At 48.2% G+C, this 20,904-nt stretch carries 23 protein-coding genes; 22 read left to right on the forward strand and 1 reads right to left on the reverse strand.

Annotation, left to right across the window (positions count from 1 at the left end; genetic code table 11):
• Positions 1-20 precede the first annotated feature (20 nt).
• The gene (gene fur, locus EIZ37_RS03765) at positions 21-482 is read left to right on the forward strand and encodes a ferric iron uptake transcriptional regulator (RefSeq protein ID WP_134683217.1); all 462 of its coding nucleotides are present in this window, start codon (positions 21-23) and stop codon (positions 480-482) included.
• Positions 483-634: 152 nt separating this feature from the next.
• Here the strand turns inward: fur and EIZ37_RS03770 are convergent, their stop codons facing one another.
• A complete protein-coding gene (locus EIZ37_RS03770) occupies positions 635-880 on the reverse strand; it encodes an aspartyl-phosphate phosphatase Spo0E family protein (RefSeq protein WP_134683218.1) in 246 nt (81 codons plus the stop codon).
• A gap of 259 nt (positions 881-1,139) precedes the next feature.
• On the opposite strand from EIZ37_RS03770, the gene ald reads away from it, so the two are divergent.
• From ald to spoVAE, 21 genes are all read left to right on the forward strand, one after another.
• The gene (gene ald / locus EIZ37_RS03775) at positions 1,140-2,264 is read left to right on the forward strand and encodes an alanine dehydrogenase (RefSeq protein WP_134683219.1); all 1,125 of its coding nucleotides are present in this window, start codon (positions 1,140-1,142) and stop codon (positions 2,262-2,264) included.
• Between the two features lie 67 nt (positions 2,265-2,331).
• The gene (locus EIZ37_RS03780; protein ID WP_134683220.1) at positions 2,332-2,571 is read left to right on the forward strand and encodes a DUF4227 family protein; all 240 of its coding nucleotides are present in this window, start codon (positions 2,332-2,334) and stop codon (positions 2,569-2,571) included.
• A 100-nt stretch (positions 2,572-2,671) separates the two neighbouring features.
• Positions 2,672-3,559 carry a site-specific tyrosine recombinase XerD gene (xerD, locus tag EIZ37_RS03785; RefSeq protein WP_134683221.1) on the forward strand — a complete coding sequence of 296 codons (888 nt, stop codon included), beginning with the start codon at positions 2,672-2,674 and terminating at the stop codon, positions 3,557-3,559.
• Positions 3,560-3,604: 45 nt separating this feature from the next.
• Positions 3,605-4,780 (forward strand): phosphopentomutase, encoded by a 1,176-nt coding sequence (deoB, locus tag EIZ37_RS03790; RefSeq protein WP_134683222.1) that lies wholly within the window; start codon positions 3,605-3,607, stop codon positions 4,778-4,780.
• A gap of 23 nt (positions 4,781-4,803) precedes the next feature.
• Positions 4,804-5,613: a purine-nucleoside phosphorylase gene (locus EIZ37_RS03795; RefSeq protein WP_134683317.1), complete on the forward strand. Its 810-nt coding sequence runs from the start codon at positions 4,804-4,806 to the stop codon at positions 5,611-5,613.
• A gap of 501 nt (positions 5,614-6,114) precedes the next feature.
• Positions 6,115-6,585, forward strand: a complete 471-nt coding sequence (locus EIZ37_RS03800; protein ID WP_134683223.1) for an Lrp/AsnC family transcriptional regulator — start codon at positions 6,115-6,117, stop codon at positions 6,583-6,585.
• Positions 6,586-6,677: 92 nt separating this feature from the next.
• Complete coding sequence (locus tag EIZ37_RS03805; protein WP_134683224.1) at positions 6,678-8,321, forward strand: peptide ABC transporter substrate-binding protein; 1,644 nt, start codon at positions 6,678-6,680, stop codon at positions 8,319-8,321.
• 278 nt (positions 8,322-8,599) lie between these two features.
• Positions 8,600-9,532: an ABC transporter permease gene (locus EIZ37_RS03810; RefSeq protein WP_134683225.1), complete on the forward strand. Its 933-nt coding sequence runs from the start codon at positions 8,600-8,602 to the stop codon at positions 9,530-9,532.
• Between the two features lie 6 nt (positions 9,533-9,538).
• The gene (locus EIZ37_RS03815; RefSeq protein WP_134683226.1) at positions 9,539-10,465 is read left to right on the forward strand and encodes an ABC transporter permease; all 927 of its coding nucleotides are present in this window, start codon (positions 9,539-9,541) and stop codon (positions 10,463-10,465) included.
• Between the two features lie 18 nt (positions 10,466-10,483).
• Positions 10,484-11,479, forward strand: a complete 996-nt coding sequence (locus EIZ37_RS03820; protein ID WP_134683227.1) for an ABC transporter ATP-binding protein — start codon at positions 10,484-10,486, stop codon at positions 11,477-11,479.
• A 13-nt stretch (positions 11,480-11,492) separates the two neighbouring features.
• The gene (locus EIZ37_RS03825) at positions 11,493-12,452 is read left to right on the forward strand and encodes an ABC transporter ATP-binding protein (protein WP_134683228.1); all 960 of its coding nucleotides are present in this window, start codon (positions 11,493-11,495) and stop codon (positions 12,450-12,452) included.
• A 284-nt stretch (positions 12,453-12,736) separates the two neighbouring features.
• Positions 12,737-14,830, forward strand: coding sequence for a methyl-accepting chemotaxis protein (locus tag EIZ37_RS03830; RefSeq protein WP_134683229.1), 2,094 nt, complete (start codon positions 12,737-12,739; stop codon positions 14,828-14,830).
• A 107-nt stretch (positions 14,831-14,937) separates the two neighbouring features.
• On the forward strand, positions 14,938-16,110 hold the full coding sequence (locus EIZ37_RS03835; RefSeq protein WP_134683230.1) for a D-alanyl-D-alanine carboxypeptidase family protein: 1,173 nt from the start codon (positions 14,938-14,940) through the stop codon (positions 16,108-16,110).
• A 144-nt stretch (positions 16,111-16,254) separates the two neighbouring features.
• Positions 16,255-16,605, forward strand: a complete 351-nt coding sequence (gene spoIIAA / locus EIZ37_RS03840; protein ID WP_134683231.1) for an anti-sigma F factor antagonist — start codon at positions 16,255-16,257, stop codon at positions 16,603-16,605.
• 1 nt (position 16,606) lies between these two features.
• On the forward strand, positions 16,607-17,053 hold the full coding sequence (gene spoIIAB / locus EIZ37_RS03845; RefSeq protein WP_134683232.1) for an anti-sigma F factor: 447 nt from the start codon (positions 16,607-16,609) through the stop codon (positions 17,051-17,053).
• Positions 17,054-17,064: 11 nt separating this feature from the next.
• A complete protein-coding gene (sigF, locus tag EIZ37_RS03850; RefSeq protein WP_134683233.1) occupies positions 17,065-17,820 on the forward strand; it encodes an RNA polymerase sporulation sigma factor SigF in 756 nt (251 codons plus the stop codon).
• An 85-nt stretch (positions 17,821-17,905) separates the two neighbouring features.
• The gene (locus EIZ37_RS03855; protein WP_134683234.1) at positions 17,906-18,517 is read left to right on the forward strand and encodes a stage V sporulation protein AA; all 612 of its coding nucleotides are present in this window, start codon (positions 17,906-17,908) and stop codon (positions 18,515-18,517) included.
• An 8-nt stretch (positions 18,518-18,525) separates the two neighbouring features.
• A complete protein-coding gene (locus tag EIZ37_RS03860; RefSeq protein ID WP_134683235.1) occupies positions 18,526-18,936 on the forward strand; it encodes a stage V sporulation protein AB in 411 nt (136 codons plus the stop codon).
• 83 nt (positions 18,937-19,019) lie between these two features.
• Positions 19,020-19,496 (forward strand): stage V sporulation protein AC, encoded by a 477-nt coding sequence (gene spoVAC, locus EIZ37_RS03865; protein WP_134683236.1) that lies wholly within the window; start codon positions 19,020-19,022, stop codon positions 19,494-19,496.
• Between the two features lie 17 nt (positions 19,497-19,513).
• On the forward strand, positions 19,514-20,545 hold the full coding sequence (gene spoVAD / locus EIZ37_RS03870) for a stage V sporulation protein AD (RefSeq protein WP_134683237.1): 1,032 nt from the start codon (positions 19,514-19,516) through the stop codon (positions 20,543-20,545).
• A gap of 2 nt (positions 20,546-20,547) precedes the next feature.
• Positions 20,548-20,898, forward strand: coding sequence for a stage V sporulation protein AE (gene spoVAE / locus EIZ37_RS03875; RefSeq protein WP_134683238.1), 351 nt, complete (start codon positions 20,548-20,550; stop codon positions 20,896-20,898).
• Positions 20,899-20,904 lie beyond the last annotated feature (6 nt).

Genomic DNA, 20,904 nt, shown 5'->3' on the forward strand with positions numbered 1-20,904 from the left:
GCGAGCGGGGAGGGGCAGCGATGGAAGAAAAATTAGAAAAAATTAAACAGCAATTGCATTCGCAAAACTATAAATTGACACCACAGCGAGAGGCAACGGTACGCGTGCTGTTGGAAAACGAAGAGGATCATCTGAGCGCAGAGGATGTGTACCTGCTCGTTAAAGATAAAGCCCCGGAAATCGGTCTTGCTACTGTATATCGCACGCTTGACTTGTTAAGCGAGCTGAAGATTATTCACAAAATGAACTTCGGTGATGGAGTAGCACGGTATGATCTGCGTGATGATAATTCCGAATATCATCACCACCATCTGGTGTGCTTGAATTGTGGTACAGTGGATGAAATCTTCGAGGATTTACTGGTATCCGCCGAGGAAAAAGTGAAGAACGTGTACAATTTCTCGATCCTGGATCACCGCTTGACCTTTTACGGGATCTGTCATCGTTGTATCGATCACGTAAAGCTGGAAGATTTCCGCTAAAGAAATGCGAGTAAAGCGAAGCATACTAAATAAGCACCTTGGCCATTTGCGGTCAACGTGCTTTTTTTGTTGAACAAAAACTCTTATCCACATAAACGCTACAAAGGCCCCGCCAGTTCGATGGCGAAGCCGGGTGTTCGAGTGGACTCGACTTATTGGATGGTTTCCTTTGCTTTTGCCGGACTGGTCAACTGTTGGAAACGGACGATATACTCGTCGAGCTCCTGGCTGATCGCGATGACGGACGGATTCGTAAAGCTATTGTTACTGACGCTTTGGTACAGGATACTCCGCAGATTTTCAATGGTCTGTCTCAATACGATTTCATCCATATGATGTATGCACACTTTCTCTATTTTATTGTTCGGGATACGATCTTCTTTTTTAAGATTTGTCATATGCGCCAACACCAAACTCTTTTAATTTTCGGTAGAGAAGCTGCTTTCGATAACGGAAGCGAGACCCCCTTGCTGATAGGCATGGTCTGAATCATGAACAGTATAAAAGCCGTATCAGGAATTTTAATATATTGAAAGCCTCGAAACGTTTTACAAAGTTCGACGTCATTCGCCAAAGAAACTGGAATCAATGGGAAAATGAGTAAGCTTAGTAAAACAGGGCAGGTTAATGATATCAATGTTCTGGAGGTGCGGCAGGTTGATTATTGGTGTACCCAAAGAAATAAAAAATAATGAAAATCGGGTCGGTTTAACACCGGCTGGAGCTGCGGCCTATGTGCAAGCTGGCAATACCGTCTATGTAGAGACCCAGGCAGGAGCCGGGAGCGGGTTTATGGACGAAGACTACGCAGCAGCAGGTGCAGAAATCGTATCTGAAGCAAAAGACGTATGGGCAAAGGCGGAGATGATCTGTAAAGTCAAAGAGCCGTTGCCTGCGGAGTATCCGTATTTTCGGGAGGGTCTGATCCTTTTTACGTATCTCCATCTGGCACCCGAAAAAGAGCTGACGGAGCAGTTGCTGGAAAAGCGGGTCACCGGCATTGCCTATGAGACCATCCAAAATGAAGACCGCTCGCTGCCCCTGCTCATGCCGATGAGCGAAGTGGCAGGGCGGATGTCTGTGCAAATCGGGGCGCAATTCCTGGAAAAACCACATGGCGGAAAAGGCATCCTGCTCGGTGGCGTTCCTGGCGTGCTGCCGGGGAATGTGGTGATCATCGGAGGAGGGATTGTCGGGACAAACGCGGCGAAGATGGCGCTTGGGATGGGGGCAGATGTGACGATCATCGATATCAATGCCAATCGCCTGCGGGAGTTGGATGATCAATTCCATGGTCGGCTACATACGTTGATGTCCAACAGCTACAATATCGCTCATGCTGTCAAAGATGCCGATTTGCTGATTGGTGCGGTCTTGATCCCGGGAGCGCGTGCCCCTAGACTGGTGACAGAAGAGATGGTGAAGCAGATGGCGCCAGGCTCCGTCATCGTGGACGTGGCAATTGACCAAGGCGGTTCGATTGAGACGATTGACCGAATTACGACACATAGCGATCCTACCTATGTCAAGCATGGCGTTGTGCATTATGCGGTGGCGAATATGCCCGGTGCGGTTCCGCGTACATCCACCATTGCCTTGTCCAACGTAACGATTCCTTTTGGCCTTCAATTGGCGAACAAAGGCTTCCGCAAAGCAATTGAAGAGAACAAAGCCCTTGCCAAAGGGGTGAATGTAGTAGCTGGACATGTCACCTATGAGGCGGTTGCCCGTTCGCTTTCTTTGCCCTACAAGCCATTGTCCGAAGTATTGGGTCAGGTGTAACACGAGTGAATGAAGGTGCGGACGAGACATATAATGTAAGAAAAGGATCGGGGAGGGGCGAGGATTCATGGGCTTTCCGTACCGGCGCATGATGGAAGCGATTCGTTTTCTTGTACTATTTTTGACCTGTGCATTGATCTCATATGGCGTCATCATGTTTTTGACCGATCATCTTCTCCCGGCCAATCCTTATCGTGAACCAAACGGAAATGCGGTGAAAGTGATAAAAGTGATCAGCGCACCTGTTCCACAGGACCTTACCGGTTATGTAGAAAGACTGCAGCTCTTTTACCTGGTAGGAGAATAGCCCTCTTTTTTCAATCGTGAAAAAAGAGGATTTTCGTGTTCAGTGTGGAAAAGGGTAGAGGAAACATGAACTTCGAATAACACTGAAGGAGAAACGCTTCATGGATATGCTGATCGATCAATTCATCCACTTTCTCGCGGTAGAAAAAGGATTGGCGGCAAATACGCTGGAGTCCTACCAGAGGGACATGGTGGCGTATACGACGTATTTGCGCAACCATGGAGTCAACGAGATTCATGATTCGTCCCGTACTCACATCATCGGGTATTTGCTTTCGCTTCAGGAAAAAGGTCGGGCAACTGCAACCTTGTCCCGCAATATGGCTTCCATCCGCGCCTTTTATCAGTTTCTGGTAAGGGACAAGCATTTGGACAAAGATCCATCGATTCACCTGGAAACTCCGAAAATCGAAAAACGATTGCCAAAAGTATTGTCGATTGAAGAAGTGGAACGGCTGTTGGAAGGGCCAGCCTTACATAATCCGGCAGGCATCCGGGATAAAGCCATGCTGGAATTGCTGTATGCAACGGGCATCCGTGTATCCGAGCTTGTGTCCCTGTCCATCGGGGATGTCAATCTCGAGATGGGATTTGTCAAATGTTTAGGGAAAGGATCCAAGGAACGGATCATTCCGCTTGGATCGATGGCCAATCAGATCGTGCGCCAATATATAGAAGCAGGTCGACCAAAGCTATTGAAGCAAAGCCATGAAACCGCACTTTTCCTCAATCATTTGGGGAAACAAATCACTCGTCAAGGTTTTTGGAAGATCATCAAGCGCTACGCCGAGCAAGTGAATATTCGTACGGAAATCACGCCGCATACGTTACGACATTCGTTTGCCACTCACCTCTTGGAAAATGGAGCAGATCTGCGCTCGGTTCAGGAGATGCTGGGTCATGCAGACATTTCCACGACGCAGATTTATACGCATGTGACTCGTACGCGGATCAAAGATGTGTATGCCAAGACGCACCCGAGAGCGTAGGCTTCCCCTTTTAAAACCTGATGAACGCAACTTGGAGGAGTAGTTATGCCACGTTTTCAACGAGTATTTTTGATTGTCATGGACAGCGTAGGAATCGGTGAATTGCCGGATGCAGCTGATTTCGGTGACAAAGGCGCACATACGCTGGGCCATATCGCAGAGCGCGTATCCGGGTTTGCTTTGCCGCAGCTGGCTTCCTTTGGCTTGGGCAATATCGCACCAATCGCGCATGTTCCGGCTGTAGACCAACCGAAAGCGCATTGGGCGAAAATGAAAGAAGTATCCATCGGAAAAGACACCACCACAGGACATTGGGAAATCATGGGCCTGCAGGTGGCTACGCCGTTTAATACATATCCGAATGGATTCCCGGCAGCACTAATCGAAGAATTTGAACAGCGCATCGGCCGCAAAGTGCTGGGGAACAAAGTAGCATCGGGCACAGAAATTCTGGATGAGCTGGGCGAAGAGCACATGCGCACGGGCTCCGTCATCGTGTACACATCTGCCGATAGTGTCTTCCAGGTGGCAGCGCATGAAGAAGTTGTGCCGCTTGAAGAGCTGTATCGCATTTGTGAAGTGGCTCGTGAATTGACGCTGCGTGATGAGTACGCCGTAACGAGAGTCATAGCTCGGCCATTTGTGGGGAAACCGGGCTCATTCGCACGTACGTCAAATCGTCACGACTATTCGGTAAAACCATTCGCGCCAACCGTCATGAATCGCTTGCAGGATGCGGGGTTCGCATCGATTGCCTTAGGGAAAATCTCGGATATTTATGCGGATGAGGGCGTTACTCGCTCGATTCGCACCAAAGACAATATGGATGGCGTCGATCAACTGATCAAAACGATGGGCGAGGACTTTACGGGTCTAAGCTTCGTTAACCTGGTTGACTTCGATGCCAAGTACGGCCATAGACGCGATCCGGAGGGCTATGGAAAAGCGTTGATGGAGTTTGACGCACGCATACCAGAGATTGTGGCAGGGCTGCGAGATCAGGATCTGCTGATCATCACGGCGGATCATGGTAACGATCCGACTCATCACGGAACCGATCATACACGTGAATATGTACCGCTGCTGGTTCTCCATAAAGGCATGGAAGCAGGGCAACCGCTTGGCATTCGCGATACATTTGCAGACATCGGGGCGACCATTGCGGAGAACTTTGGCGTGGAATTGCCTGCGATTGGCAAAAGCTTTTTAGAAAAATTGTAAGGGAAGAGGAATAACAAATGGATATGAAGCTTTTAGCAGAGGCAAAAGCATATATAGAGGCAAAGCTGACTGAAAAACCGACGATCGGACTCGTGCTGGGTTCGGGGTTGGGCGTATTGGCGGACGAAATCGAACAGCCAGTCGTCATTCCTTACAGCGAAATTCCTGGCTTCACGCAATCCACTGTCGTTGGCCACAAGGGGCAATTGGTCATTGGGAAGCTGGAAGGCAAGCAGGTTGTCGCGATGCAAGGTCGTTTCCACTATTACGAGGGACATGGCCTGGATGCAGTGACGTTCCCGATCCGCGTCATGAAAATGATCGGTGTCGAGACTATGGTAGTAACCAATGCGGCAGGCGGGATCAATGAATCCTACCGTGCTGGCGATCTGATGCTGATCAAAGACCACTTGAATCTTACGTTCCGCAATCCATTGATCGGTCCGAATGACGATAAGCTGGGGCCGCGTTTTCCGGATATGTCCGAAGCATATTCCAAAGCGCTTCGGGATCTGGCCAAAAGTGTGGCCCAAGAGCAAGGGATCACACTACAAGAAGGTGTCTATGCAGGACTTTTGGGGCCGAGCTATGAGACGCCAGCCGAGATCCGCATGCTTCGTGTGCTCGGCGGGGATGCCGTAGGAATGTCGACAGTTCCTGAGGTCATTGTCGCGCGGCACATGAATATGCAGGTGCTGGGGATATCCTGCATAAGCAATATGGCTGCTGGCATATTGGAGCAGCCGTTATCCCACGATGAAGTCATGGAGACGACAGAAAAAGTCAAATCTACATTCCTTTCATTGGTACATGGAATCGTAGCTAAGCTGTAAATTTTCGGAAGTGAATATAGGGTATATGGGTGATCGGGGCGTTGAGAAACGCTCCGGTTCTTTATATCCGAAGGACTCGGGTCTTATAAATGTACACGGTGTGTGCAGGCGTCATGAGAAGATTGTTCGGTTTCCAATTGCCTGCTGGGGGAAAATGACAAGTACGCAAATCGATAAAAAGAGAATGTGAACGAATGGTGAACGTGGAGAATATGAATGTTGGGTAGGCAGGGGAAAAGCAAGTGGAAATCACCGGAATTTATTACCGAACAAAATTGGTAAAATAATATTTATTGTTCGGATCAGCTTTATAATTTTTTATTTTTCTACTAATCAAATTTCGTTGACACCACTATCATTTCCGTTTATGTTTAATGTGTCAGACAAATGTTAAACTTTTTTGCGATTTTCGTAAAAAAGCTATAATCAAAGCGAAAAAATCGTACACATTCTCTCACATGTGGCAGCTTGTATGCGCACCGAATATTTGGGGTGGTGGGTTTGAAGAAAATCGATCAAATAGACAGGCACATCCTGCAAATTCTTCAATCAGACGGCCGAACCCCCTACACCGAGATTGCACACCAACTCGGGGTGAGCGAGGGGACGATCCGCTCCCGGATCGCTCGTTTACTGCAAGATGGGGTCTTCGAGTTCGTGATTCAGACCAATCCGGAGAAACTTGGCGTGCATGTACAAGCGATCATTGGCTTGACAACGAAGCTGGGTATGCAAAAGCAAGTGGCTGAGCAGCTGTGCAAGCTGGATGAAGTCCGTTTTATCGGCGCATTCAGTGGAAAGCACGATTTAATCATCCGGGCTTGGTTTTATGACAATGATGAGTTAATCACCTTCGTCAACGAACGACTCTCACAAATTGAAGGGATCGTCGCTGCTGATGTTTCTCTGGAATTAAAGCAGTATAAAGACTCCTTCTCATTCGTTCGCGATGACGAAGTTGCTATATCCTGAAAGGGGTTGATGCCTCCGCATTCGAGTCGTCATCTTCGCTTCATGATCGCTTTTTTCAGAAAAAACAAACATCATTATTGGGGGTTATTACGTTGAAAAAGAATGTATTCGTTTTGATGAGCTCTCTCGTAGTACTCGGCACAGCACTTGCTGGTTGCGGCGGCGGCCAACAAGCAGCCGAAAAACCAGCTGCAGGTGGAGAACAACCAGCTGCAACTCCAGCAGCAGAGGCGAAACCGCAAGTTCTTAAACTGAACCTGCACTCCGAGCCACCTACTGCAGACCCGGGCCTGGCTGAGGATACCACTTCCGGAGCAATTGTTCGTGCGACTTTCGATGGTTTGACTCGTACTGATGAATCCGGACATCCAGCGAACTCCGCTGCGGAATCTGTTGAAGTATCTGATGATTTGATGACTTATACCTTCAAACTTCGCGATGCGAAATGGAGTAATGGTGATCCGGTAACCGCGAAAGACTTCGAATTTGCTTGGAAGCGCGTTCTTGATCCAAAAACTGCAGCCAACTACGCTTATCAATTGTACTACATTAAAAATGCTGAAAAAGCGAATAAAGGCGAAGCGAAATTGGACGATGTTGGTGTGAAGGCACTCGACGACAAAACTCTCCAGGTAACGCTGGAAAATCCGACTCCATTCTTCCTGGAGCTGACATCTTTCTACACGTACTATCCAGTGAACCAAAAAGTAGTGACTGCTGATCCGAAATGGGCTGCGGAAGCGAAAACCCACGTAGGTAACGGTCCGTTCAAAATGGAAAGCTGGGAGCACAAGAACAAACTGGTTCTTGTGAAGAACGAAAACTACTGGGATAAAGATGTTGTGAAATTGGAAAAAATCGAATTCTCGATGGTTGAAGACGAGAATACCGAGCTTTCCATGTATGAAAACGGTGAAATCGACTGGGCAGGTGCACCACTGAGCGCATTGCCTACAGACGCGATCCCTGCATTGAAAGATTCCGGTAAAATGACAACTCAACCGATCGCGGGTACGTATTGGTACAAATTTAACGTTGAAAAAGCACCATTCAACAACGTAAAAATCCGTAAAGCCTTTACTTACTCGATCGACCGTCAATCCTTGATCGACAACATTCTGCAAACAGGTCAGCTTCCTGCGACAGGTGCAGTGCCACCGTCCATGGAATTGAAATCCGGTGGCTACTTCAAAGATAACGATCTGGAAACTGCGAAAAAACTGCTCGAAGAAGGTATGAAGGAAGAAGGTCTGACCAAGCTGCCTCCAATCACTCTTTCCTACAACACATCCGAAGGTCACAAGAAGATTGCAGAAGCGATCCAAGACCAATGGAAAAAGAACCTCGGCATAGAAGTGAAGCTCGAGAACAAAGAGTGGAAAGTATACTTGGAAGACTTGCATGAAGGTAACTTCCAAATCGGACGTATGGGCTGGCTGGGTGACTTCAACGATCCAATCAACTTCCTGGAGCTGTATAAAGACAAAGAGGGCGGAAACAACGATACAAACTGGGAGAATCCGAAATTCAAAGAGCTCCTGAACCAATCCGCACTTGAAAAAGATCCAGAGAAACGCAAAAAAATCTTGGCTGATGCAGAAGCGATCCTCATGGAAGACATGCCAATCGCTCCAATCTATTTCTACACCAACTCTTGGGTGAAGAAAGATGAAGTAAAAGGCGTGAAAGTTGACGGTCTGGGCCACGTAGATTACAAATGGGCTTACGTAGAGTAATCGACTACTCTTTCACAGCATCATAAAAACCCAAAAGACATGCTCTGCAAGGTTAGGGTATATGGGCATCCATATACCTTAACTTTTGCAAAGAATTAAGCGATTCAAATAACCAATTGGTTTATTGAAGACGCACAGAGAGAGAAACATAGAGAGAGATCTGAATGACCGCCGCGAGTGCTTACACAATCGATTTTTGCACTGATGATTGGATAAGCGGTAGTCACAGTGTGAAAATGGGAAGTGGAAACTTTCAAATCTACAAGGAGGTATGAGCGTTGATCCGATATCTTGGTAAGCGTATTCTGTTCATGATCATCTCGCTGTTTTTAATTATTACCGTGACTTTTTTCCTGATGCACTCCATTCCTGGTGGGCCATTCACGAGTGAGAAGAATGTACCAGATGAAATCAAGAAGTCTCTGGAAGCGTACTATGGCATTGACAAGCCAATTGGCGAACAATATGTGGACTATTTAAAACGTGTTATTACTTGGGATTTAGGACCTTCTTTCTCCGAGAAGTCTTCAACTGTTAACGATGTAATTAACCGTGGTTTCCCTGTATCCGCTCACTTGGGTTTGCAGGCAATCGCGATTGCGATCACAGGTGGAATTACATTAGGGGTCATCGCCGCTCTCCGACATAATAAATGGCAAGACTATTCAGCCATGGTCATCGCGGTGCTGGGACTTTCCGTTCCATCCTTTATTCTGGCAGCTTTCTATCAATATTTCTTTGCAATCAAGTGGGGCCTGTTTCCAATTGCGAAATGGGAAACGTTTGAACATACAGTACTTCCATCTTTTGCTCTTTCCGCTTTGCCGATGGCATTTATCGCACGATTGACTCGTTCGAACATGATCGAGGTATTGGCACAAGATTACATTAAGACAGCAAAAGCAAAAGGGTTGAACACCATTGTCATTACCGTGAAACATGCGGTTCGTAATGCGCTGCTGCCGGTAATCACTTATCTGGGACCGCTGACTGCTGGTATTTTGACCGGTACATTTGTAATTGAGCGAATCTTTGGTGTTCCTGGTCTTGGACGCGAATTCGTCCTTTCCATTACAAACCGTGACTATACCGTCATCATGGGTACGACCGTCTTCTATTCGATTATCCTGATTGTCATGGTCTTGCTTGTAGATATCGCATATACCATCGTAGATCCACGGATTAAACTGTCGGACGCAGGAAAGGAGTAATCAACAATGCAAAATAATATTCAGCTGACCAAAGAATTGTTTGAGCCGATTTCCGTTGACCTGCGTCAGGCAGAAGAAATCAAGCGTCCGAGCCTTTCCTTCTGGGCGGATGCATGGCGCCGTCTGAAAATGAACAAAGTGGCGATGGCCTCTCTGATCTTTATCATTGTGCTTTTGCTTTGCGCGATCTTCATTCCAATACTTAGCTCCAACGACTATTTTACGACAGATTTGGCAGGAAAGAACAAAAAACCTTCTGCTGAGCACTGGTTTGGTACAGATGACCTAGGTCGTGACATGTTTGTCCGCGTCTGGTACGGAGCGCGCATCTCTCTTGAAGTAGGGATTGCCGCCGCGATTGTCGACTTGATCATTGGCATCATTTGGGGTGGCATCGCTGGTTTCTATGGTGGTAAAGTTGATGAAGTCATGATGCGTATTGCTGACATTTTGTTTGCGGTTCCATACCTGCTCGTTGTTATTCTGTTGATGGTGGTTATGCCGCCAGGTGTAGGTACGATCATCATAGCCTTGACGATAACCGGCTGGATCGGGATGGCTCGGATTGTCCGCGGTCAGATTCTGCAATTAAAATCACAGGAGTTTGTATTGGCAGCTCGTTCTCTTGGTGCTGACAGCAAACGTTTGATTTTCAAACACTTGATTCCAAATACATTGGGACCGATTATTGTTACGTTGTCTTTGACAATCCCATCTGCCATCTTTGCTGAGTCCTTCCTTTCCTTTATCGGTCTGGGGGTAGCTGCTCCGATTGCGTCATGGGGGACGATGTCGAACGAAGGTTTGCCAGCGATGAAATATTATCCGTGGCGCTTGATGTTCCCGGCTATCTTTATCAGTATTACGATGCTCGCATTTAACCTGCTTGGCGATGGTATCCGCGACGCGGTAGACCCACGTCTGCGCAAATAGGAAGAGGGGGAACGCACGATGGAACGTATCTTAGAAGTCAAAGACCTGCATGTTTCCTTCCATACCTATGCAGGGGAAGTGAAAGCAGTTCGTGGTGTAAACTTTCACGTAAACCGTGGTGAGGCAGTAGCGATCGTAGGGGAATCCGGCTGTGGGAAATCCGTAACCGCCCAATCCTTGATGAAGCTGATTCCAACGCCTCCAGGTGAATTTAAAAAAGGGCAAATTCTCTTTAACGGGGAAGACCTGATCAAAAAGTCTAACAAGGAAATGGAAGCGATCCGCGGGAAAGATATCGGGATGATCTTCCAGGATCCAATGACTTCCTTGAACCCAACCATGACAATCGGGAATCAGATCATGGAAGGTTTGATCAAGCACCAAGGCATGAGCAAGGCTGCTGCTCGCGAGCGTGCCATTGAGCTGTTGACAATGGTAGGTATTCCGCAACCGGAGCGCCGCGTGACTCAGTATCCGCATGAATTCTCTGGTGGTATGAGACAGCGTGCGATGATCGCGATCTCTCTCGCTTGCTCGCCAAAACTGCTGATTGCCGATGAGCCGACAACCGCATTGGACGTGACCATTCAAGCGCAAATTCTCGATCTGATGAAGGATTTGCAAAAGAAAACGGGTACATCCATTATCCTGATTACGCATGACCTTGGCGTTGTAGCGGAAATGTGCGATCGCGTCATCGTAATGTATGCAGGGAAAGTAATCGAAACCGGTACGGTTGATGATATTTTCTATAATCCGCAGCATCCATATACAAAGGGTCTGCTCCGTTCTGTTCCTCGTCTGGATCTGAACCGTGACGAGCCGCTAACACCGATCTTTGGTACGCCGCCGGATTTGTTGAAACCACCTGTAGGCTGCGGTTTCACGGCACGTTGTGATTCGGCAATGCGCGTATGCCAGCAGTACGATCCTGAATTAACCGACGTAAGCTCTACTCAACGCTCTGCTTGTTGGCTGCAACATCCGCTCGCACAAGAACGCGTGGGATCGTAAGGGGGAGAAACTTGTGGATCACAAAGATACATTGCTAGAAGTACGCAATCTGAAGAAATTCTTTAACATTGGCGATAACACGCTGAAAGCTGTAAATGATGTCAGTTTTGACATTAAGCGCGGAGAAACACTCGGGATCGTAGGGGAGTCCGGCTGCGGAAAATCGACGATGGGACGTACGATTCTGCGTTTGTATGAACCAACTGGCGGAGATGTTGTTTTCGAAGGAAAAACCGTCAACAAGATGAATAACCAAGAGCTCAAAGCTTTGCGTAGAAGCATGCAAATGATTTTCCAGGATCCATACGCTTCGTTGAACCCACGTATGACCGTTGGGGATATTATCGGGGAAGCATTGGACATCCATGGTCTTGCTAGCGGGGAAAAACGCAAAGAGCGCATTCAAGAATTGCTCTCGCTGGTAAGCTTGAACCCAGAGCATATGAACCGATTCCCGCATGAATTTTCCGGCGGACAGCGTCAACGTATCGGGATTGCCCGCGCGCTGGCCGTAGAGCCGAAATTCATCGTGTGTGACGAGCCGATCTCGGCGCTCGACGTTTCCGTACAAGCGCAGGTTGTAAACCTGTTGGAGCAGCTGCAAGAAAAGATGGGCCTCACCTACATGTTCATTGCCCATGACCTGTCCATGGTGAAATATATTTCCGACCGTGTAGGCGTTATGTACCTGGGGAAAATGGTGGAGCTGGCGGGAAGTGATGCGCTGTATGAAAAACCGCTTCATCCGTATACCCAAGCACTCTTGTCGGCGATTCCGATTCCGGATCCCGAAATTGAGCGCAACCGTGAGCGGATTGTCTTGGAGGGTGACGTACCAAGCCCGATGAACCCGCCAAGCGGCTGTCATTTCCGTACCCGTTGTCCGAAAGCGATGCCTGAATGCGCGACCATGGAACCAGTATGGAAAGAAGTAGAGCCAGGTCATTTTGCGGCATGCCATCTCTATAATTAACAATTGAAATAAGTTTGATATAATCAGGACCACCTTGGACACTGCAAGCGCGGTGTAACCAAGGTGGTTTTTATATGAAACAGGACGTTATACCTAGCGATTGTCAATACTTTTAAGTTACCAATACATAGTGTATGATTATTAAGAAGATTTACATAGGTGTAAAGAGATAGGTCCATGAGCTTATAAGGGCGATAAGCCTACCCAGCTGTTGTGAAGCTGGTAGTTTTTTTGGATGGACCAAATTCCATATTTTGGGGTGGGGTAAAGAAGGAGGAGTGATCATGAAGAAATTGCCGCTAAGAATACCGAATTTAGGGAGTAAGCTTTCTCAATGGAGGAAAGCAGCCAAACGTGTCCCCGTACCGAAAGGAAGAATACCATGGCAGTCGTTGAACTTCTTCCAGGGGTCAATTGCGCAAAAGATGATTGGCTTTGGTGTGATTCTAGTCCTTATTGTTGTTATTTCCCTTCAGACAATTGCCCTTTCTTATTCGAAAGATACGCTTATCAAGATTACGTCTACGCAAGCCAAAATGCTGGCTGAACAGCATAGTGCCAGCACGGAAGAATGGCTGCAGGGAATCATGGATTCCGTCAAAACCAGCGCCTCGAAACGTGTTATGGCCGCAGATATTGATACGCTGATCATGGAACAGTTCCGCTTGCTGAAGCAGTCCCACCGTGAAATCATGAAAGTCTATCTGGTCGATGGTTCTACAGGGGACGAGCTTTACTCGATGACCGGGAAAAATTCCCTCAATTTTAATGAAAAAGGGTATTTCAAAAAGGCTAAGGAAGAGAAAAAGCCTGTCTTCTCCGATGAAGAAATCGTACGTGGCGCAGAGAAAAGCGTCCTGTATATTGCTGCACCGATCGGAACGAAAAATGATGACACCAGCCGAATTTTGGTTGTAGGCTTCTCGACAGATTACTTGGTGAAAAGGACGGAAACCATCCCGTTCATGCAGGAAGGGTATGCGTTTGTAGTTAAAAAAGACAGCTTGGTCGTTGCCCACAGAGACATCAAGAACAACAACCAAGTGTCGCTGTCTGAAAATGCTGATTATGAAGAAATGCTGTCTTTGATGGCGAAGGATGAAAGCAATAGTGTCATGTACGAAGACAACGGCAAAGATTCCTTTGCAGCATTTGCGCCTATCCCGTCTCTTGGGTGGTACATCGTACTGACTACAAGCGTGTCGGAGATATACGGGGAAGTAAACGGCATGGGATTGGTCATGGTTTTGATCAGCCTTCCGATTGCGGCTATAGCGGCATTTGCGATCTGGTGGTTTGCCAAAAAAATTCGGACTTCTCTGTATTCCATTGCGAAAGACATGGAACGGGTTGGAAGCGGTGATTTGCAAGTAGAAGTACAAGTCAAGGGAAATGATGAAATTGCATTAGTTGGGCGTACCCTCAACCAAATGGTGGGTGAATTGCGCAACCTGATATCCTTGGTGCAGGGACAAGCTACCCATTTGAATACCGCAGCTGAGGAATTAAACAAGATCTCCAATGGCAGCAAGGAAGCTGTCAATGTCATCTCTGAAAATGTGTTCACGATATCGGAGAAAATTGGCATTCAAGCCAGTGAAGTCCAAGCGACGACTACGACTGTCAGCGAGATTTCGCAAGGAGTCGAGCAGGTGGCAATCGCGGCTGAGTCGACATCGTTGGCTACATCTAGAACCTTTGATCGTGCGCAGGGCGGTTTGGGCATGGTAGAACAGGTTATCGCCAGTGTGCGTGGAGCAACAGATGATGTACAGCGGACGGCACAGCGGATGCACAGCTTGCGTGACCGTGCGAAAGAAATTACGAGCATTGTCGAGATGATTCGTTCCATCGCATCCCAGACCAATCTATTGGCGCTCAATGCCGCGATTGAGGCAGCACGTGCCGGAGAAGCAGGCAGAGGTTTCTCTGTTGTTGCGAGCGAAGTACGCAAACTGGCGGAGGAAAGCAGCACATTCTCCGAAAAGATTGCAGGCATTGCACACTCGATTAATGACGAAGCGATGGAAATGAGCAATCATATGGACGGTATCGTTTCCAAGGTGACACATGGACTGACTTCTGTGGAAGCGGTAGGAGAAGCCTTTGGCCATATCGTCTCGGATATTCAGTCGGCAGCGGAGCAAAGCGAAGCAATGACCGCTACCTCCGAAGAGATGGCTGCTGGCAACCAGGTGGTATCCTCCGCGATGGAACGTCTCTCCGGCATGTCGGACGAAATCAACATAACCATTGGCGGTGTCGTGGAAAGCGTGGAGGTTCAGCTTGCTTCCATTGCCCAAATGACGGAGCATGTGGAGCAATTGAAACGACTTTCCGAAGAGCTTGCTGACAGCGTAACACGATTCCATATTTAAGTTCTTTGCCCTTTCCCCTTTCCGGGAAAGGGTTTTTCTATTTTCTGTGAATATTTTCCTTTGCGGGTGGCGAGAATAAAAACATGAAATGGAGGGAAGGGAAAGTCATGAAGCGTTTGCTGCGTAGTGTATTACCTGTAACTATCTGTCTTGTCTTCTTTTCCTCGTCGTTTGCAGCTGCAGCCGAACAGCAAGTAAATATTGCGCCGCATGCGACATCAGCGATTTTGCTGGAAGCCGATACGGGGACTGTCCTCTATGAGAAGAACAGTAATGAAAAACTCCCGCCTGCGAGCATCACCAAAGTCATGACGATGCTGTTGGTGATGGAAGCGATCGAGCGTGGCGAGCTAAAGCTTACGGACAAAGTAAAAGCCAGCGAACGGGCGGCGTCCATGGGCGGCTCTCAGATTTTCCTGCAGCCAGGTGAAGAAATGACCGTTGACGATATGATGAAGGGGATCGCGATCGCCTCGGGCAATGACGCCTCCGTAGCGATGGCCGAACATATCGGAGGGACGGAAGAAGCATTTGTCGCCAAAATGAATGAGCGGGCGAAGCAGCTGGGCATGAAAAATACGCATTTCGTCAATGCCAACGGACTGCCAGCTCCGGATCATTATTCAAGCGCGATGGATATCGCGATCATGTCTCGTGAACTGTTAAAGCATGATTTAATAACCAAATATACAGGCACGTATCAAGACTATCTGCGTAAGGACAGCGGAAACCCATTCTGGTTAGTCAATACCAACCGCTTGGTCCGTTTTTACGAAGGGGTCGACGGTCTTAAAACGGGTTACACCACGGAAGCAAAGTTTTGTTTGACGGCCACAGCCAAGCGTAATAACATGCGCGTGCTTGCAGTGGTGTTGGGTGAGCCTGATCCAAAGACGCGCAATAGTGAAGTCTCTGCGATGTTCAACTATGCCTTTAATCATTTTCAAGTTTTCCCGGTATACAAGAAGGGCGATTCCATTCAAACGGTCAAGGTGGACAAGGGCAAAGAAACGACGGTGAAGGTACTCACTTCTCAGGCGGTAACCCTGTTAACCAAAAAAGGGGAATCACCCGATATGTACGTGAAGGAAGTAGTGGTGAACCCTGATTTGAAGGCGCCCGTGACCAAGGATCAGGTCATCGGACATATTTTTATCCGTACAAAAGAAGGCAAAGAGGTTGCCCGCATTAACCTTATGCCCGAAAAGACGATTGAACAAGCAGGCGTGTGGGAGATTCTGAAGCGAACCTCGAGGAACATTCTGATTAGTTATCAGTAAGCAACCAGAAAAACGCGAAAAGAATCGAGTTGCCTCGAATAAGAAAAGGCTGCTCGATTTTTTTGTTCTTTTGTCGACTGGCAGGAATTGGTTTTGAGAGGGTAGAAAAGAGAGGGTATTACGGGAAGAAGGAGTGTGTCAGCTATGAGTCTCTCAATCATGATGGAGACCAAACAGGATGTATTGGTCGTACGTCTGCAAGGTGAATTGGATCATCACACGGCTGAAGAATTGCGCACAAAGGTAGACAACGTATTAAAGGAGCCTCATGTTCGCCATATCGTCCTGAGTCTTGCTGATCTAACCTTCATGGACAGCTCAGGCATTGGCGTTATCCTGGGTCGCTATAAACAGATATCCGCTCGCGAAGGGGATATGTATGTTTGCTCGATTAATCCCACGATCTACCGTATTTTCGAAATGTCAGGTCTGTTTAAAGTAATCAAATTCCGAGAGAATGAAGCGGAAGCATTGCTCGTCTTGGGGGTGGCCTAAGATGACAAAACGCAATCATATGGGGATCGAGTTCGCTGCCCTTAGTCAAAATGAAGCATTTGCCAGGGTGGCGGTTGCCTCCTTTATCTCGCAAATGGATATTACCATGGAAGAAATGGAAGAGATCAAGACCGTGGTCTCGGAGGCTGTCACAAATTCCATCATTCATGGCTATGACGAAAATCCAGAGGGGATTGTCCGCATACGCGTCGCATTGGAAGAGGATCTAATCGAATTGGTCATTGAAGATGAAGGCAAAGGCATTGAGGATGTGGAGCAGGCCATGCAGCCGCTCTACACGACCAAACCCGAGCTGGAACGTTCGGGTATGGGCTTTACCATCATGGAAAACTTTATGGACTCGATTGAAGTGGCCACGAGCTTGGGTAAGGGTACGAAAATCCGTTTAACGAAACGTCTGTTACGATCAGCAGCGATGCAGAATTAGGGGTAGTGCCAATGGGAGCCGATATCAAAAATGCGAGTCAGCCATTCCTAACCAATGAGCAAGTCAAGGAACTGATAGCAAGAAGCCAAAGCGGTGATACGGAAGCTCGCGAGCTTCTTGTGAATAGCAACATTCGCCTGGTTTGGTCGGTCGTCCAACGTTTTATTAATCGTGGCTACGAAGCAGACGACTTGTTTCAAATCGGCTGCATCGGTCTATTAAAAGCGGTGGATAAGTTTGATCTGGTCTATGATGTGAAATTTTCGACCTACGCAGTGCCGATGATCATTGGAGAGATCCAGCGCTTTCTGCGTGATGATGGCACGGTCAAGGTGAGCCGATCATTAAAAGAAACCGCCAACAAGGTTCGCAGGACAAAGGACGAATTGTATAAGACATTCGGGCGCTCTCCAACAGTCGGGGAGGTAGCGGAAGCTTTGGGGCTAACACCGGAAGAGGTCGTGTTTGCCCAAGAGGCAAGCCGCGCACCGTCGTCCATTCACGAAACGGTCTTTGAGAATGATGGTGACCCGATCACACTGATTGATCAAATCGCAGATGAGAGCGTCAATAAATGGTTCGATCAAATTGCCTTGAAGGATGCGATCGGCAAATTAACCGATCGCGAGCGATTGATTGTCTATTTGCGCTATTACAAGGATCAGACGCAATCGGAGGTAGCCGAGCGCTTGGGCATATCTCAGGTGCAGGTTTCCCGCCTGGAAAAAAGGATCTTGCAGACCATACGCGACCAAATCGAGCAATAGCTCGGTTCGGTCGTTTTTTTCTGCATTCGCGAGGTTTCAGCCGTACATACTAATCAATACCATCTGCTGCAGGGAGGAGTGAATCGTGGAAAGCCCATTATATATTCTGCTGCGAAAACGGTTAACCTTGAAACCCCGGGATGTCATTACGCTGGGGGATGTGTGCCAGCTGTATTGGGATGGCACTCGTGAGGAAAAGCTGCGCTCCCTGCCAATCTATCAGGTGAAGCCAGAGGATGGCGAACTGATCATTATCGACATCATGCAAGTCATTCAAGCACTTCGGTCCAGGCTTCCCGATGTCCCCTTGGAAGTACAAGGAGCCCCTCAAATCATTGTGGAAGTGCGCAACCTGCGGAAAAAGCCGAATCCGCTACTCGTCATTGCAGTTTGGCTCATTCTTTTTGCGGGCTCTGGCATGGCGATCATGAACTTTCACACCGATGTCAGCATGCAGCAGGTTCACCAGCGCATTTATTTTTTGCTGACGGGTGAGCATGTAGAGCATCCGCTCTGGCTGCAAATTCCATATTCCATCGGCATCGGTCTTGGCATGGTGCTTTTTTTTAACCACATTTTTCGCAAACGGATCCATGAGGAACCCAGTCCCTTGGAAGTCGAGTTGTTTACGTACCAGCAAAGCCTCGATCAATACTATATCCATCACGAAAACAAGGAGAATGAACGAAGCAAGTGAGAACTATCATGCTCCATGCAATTCTCCTGATCATCGGACTGGGGGGAGGAGTTGCCGTAGGGAGTGGCTTTGTTGCCTTCATCAGCGTGCTTGACATCATTCCCAGACTGACGCAATTGACTCATTCCCATCGCTATGTCCATGCCTATGAGTGGGCCTTAATCAGTGGCGTGATGCTGTACACCCTCACCGATTTTTACGGCATGACCATCCATTTGCCTGTACTGTTTACTTCGATCTCTGGCATTCTTGCAGGTATCTTTGTCGGGACCTTGGCAGCAGGATTGACAGAAGTGTTGAATGTTTTCCCGATCTTGGCGAAACGCCTGCAGGTCGAGCAGCAGATCCTGCTATTTTTGATGGCGATGGTGATGGGGAAGACGATTGGTTCGATGCTGCAATGGCTCTTGCATCTGTAATTGGGAAATATCGCTAGTCATACTGCGTTTCCCTTCATGGAAAAATAGGGTTGAGAAAAGAATCGGGAAAAGGAAGTGAGTCAATGGCTGCAAAAGCGAAGAGCGGCACCTCCATGCCGATGAGCAAAGAGCTATATAAGAAGCAAGCATCCAAGTTCCAACCGAAACGCAACGTTTTGCAGAATGCTTTTCGTGCGTTTTGGGTGGGCGGGACGATCTGTTTGTTAGGGCAAATCATCCAAAATATCTATATCACTTTTTTCGATTTTACGGAGAAAACAGCAGGAAATCCGACTGTGGCCACACTCATCTTCATCTCTGTCCTGTTGACGGGTTTGGGGATCTACGACAATATCGGCCAGTATGCTGGAGCTGGTTCCGCCGTGCCGGTGACGGGCTTTGCCAACTCGATCGCCTCTGCTGCGATTGAGCATCGCAGTGAAGGCTATGTCCTCGGGGTGGGCGGGAATATGTTCAAGCTGGCAGGTTCGGTCATCGTTTTCGGGGTAGTGGCCGCATTTATCGCAGGATTGATCAAGAGTATATTCGGTTTGGTATAGAGGAAGGAGGATGACACATGAGTACGACCGCAATTGCTCCTACTACGAGGATTAGTCGTCAAACATGGCAATTCACGGAAGATGTGCGCATCCAGGCTTCAGCCACAGCTGTTGGCCCCAAGGAAGGAGAGGGGCCATTGGGAGCACTGTTTGATAAAATCTACGATGATTTATACGCGGGCAAGGAGACTTGGGAGCTGGCAGAACGACAGCTGATGGAGGATGCCATCCGCATTGCTTTGCAAAAGGCGTCGTTAAGTGAACAAGAGATAGACGTCATTTTGGCTGGGGATCTGCTCAATCAAAATATCACCGCAACCTTTACAGCGGAGTTATTGTCCATTCCGACGATGGGCATGTACGGCGCATGCTCGACGTCGATGCTTACGCTGGCGAATGCGGCTGCCCTGGTCAATGCAGGCTATGTCCAGTATGCCATCGCTGCTTGCAGCAGTCACAACGCGACGGCCGAACGGCAATATCGGTATCCGACCGAATATGGCGGACAAAAGCCCCCTTCCGCACAGTGGACCGTGACAGGGGCTGGGGCAGCTATCGTAGGGAAGGGAGGCGATGGCCCTCGACTTACCCATGCCACGATTGGCAAGGTCATCGATATGGGGATCAAGGATCCGTTTGATCTTGGTTCAGCCATGGCCCCGGCAGCGGTTGATACGATAACCAAGCATTTTGAGGATTTGGATCGCAAACCGCAGGATTATGACTTGATCGTCACGGGAGACTTGGCGACAGTCGGCTACGCGATCGCCAAAGAGATGATGCTTTCACGCGGCTATGACATGGACAAGGTGTACAATGATTGCGGATTGATGATCTACGACCCCAGTCAGAATGTGTTTGCTGGGGCCAGCGGATGTGCCAGCAGTGCGACAGTTACCTACAGCTACATCATGGATCAGCTGCAAAAGGGCAAGCTGAAAAAGGTGCTGGTCTGTGCGACAGGAGCCCTTTTGAGTCCGGTCAGTTATCAACAGGGCAATTCGATACCATGTGTCGCCCATGCAGTGGTTTTTGAAGGAGGGCAATAGCTTTGGAATACGTGATTGCGTTTATCGTAGGAGGCCTTATATGCGTAGTGGGGCAATTGCTGTTGGATGTGGGCAAGCTCACTCCTGCACACGTGATGAGCACCTTGGTTGTTGCTGGTGTGGCCCTTGACTTCTTTGGGCTCTACGACAAATTTATAGACTTTGCAGGTGCTGGCGCAACGGTGCCGATCACAAGCTTCGGCCATTCGCTCTACCATGGTGCGATATCGGAAGCGGAAACCCAAGGCGTTATTGGAGTCATTACGGGCATTTTTGAAGTGACAAGCGCCGGCATTTCGGCTGCCATCGTTTTCGGTTTTCTGGCATCCCTCGTTTTCCGGCCAAAAGGCTAATCTCAC

The organism is Brevibacillus migulae (assembly GCF_004521915.1).
GTDB classification, from domain to species: Bacteria; Bacillota; Bacilli; order Brevibacillales; family Brevibacillaceae; genus Brevibacillus_F; species Brevibacillus_F migulae.